Raw genomic sequence first — 768 nt, forward strand, 5'->3', positions numbered from 1 at the left:
ACATCATCCGCGGCGACCGCCGCGACCAAAACGGTCGTCACGACCGCGGGCGTGAAGGAGGGGACGGCTTATTTGGACTATGTGCAAGGGGGTAGTGGGATTGATTATGACTTTGGTGATAATGCCCGTGAACTTCGTAAGATTCATGAGTTAATCGAATCTATTCAGCAGAACCCGTATGCACGGATCACGGGAATCTCCCTGGTGGGCTATGCCTCACCCGAAGGGTATGCTACGGATAATATCCTGCTCTCGGCCGACCGTGCGCTAGCCTTGCGCGACCATCTTAAAATTGTGCATACCCTGCCCGAAACGCTCTTCACCGCAGATGGACGGGGCGAAGACTGGTTGTCTATCGACCGTTTGGTGGCTGCATCGGACAATATAAAGAAATATATGATCCTCGAAATCATCCGCGGCATGCGCGATGCCGATGAGCGCGAAATGCGCCTGCGCGATGAATGGCCCGACTTTTACGAGCAACTGCGCCGGGAGACGTATCCACGGTTAAGAAGGATTGAGTACAAAATCACTTTTGTGATTTTGGAGTTGACAGGTTATTGAGTTGACAGTTGACAGCTTATTGAGTTGAAAATTGAAAGTTGAAAGTTGAAAGTTAGGGGTAAGAACTAAAGGGGGTAGGAAGTAAGAATTAAAGAAGTAATTCAAAATTCATAATTCAAAACTTAAAATTAAAATACATGAGAAGTAATTTTATATTTTTGGCTTTGTTGCTATTAGTAACAAATATAAACGCTCAGGAGACTG

General features: G+C 46.2%; 1 protein-coding gene. It reads left to right on the plus strand.

What is annotated here, in order from left to right:
• Window positions 1-51 precede the first annotated feature (51 nt).
• Window positions 52-564 carry a hypothetical protein gene (locus tag D0T87_RS23665; RefSeq protein ID WP_163178633.1) on the plus strand — a complete coding sequence of 171 codons (513 nt, stop codon included), beginning with the start codon at window positions 52-54 and terminating at the stop codon, window positions 562-564.
• The last annotated feature ends 204 nt before the right edge of the window (window positions 565-768 follow it).

The sequence above is a fragment of the Bacteroides sp. 51 genome (genome assembly GCF_010500965.1).
Classification (GTDB): Bacteria; Bacteroidota; Bacteroidia; order Bacteroidales; family Bacteroidaceae; genus Bacteroides.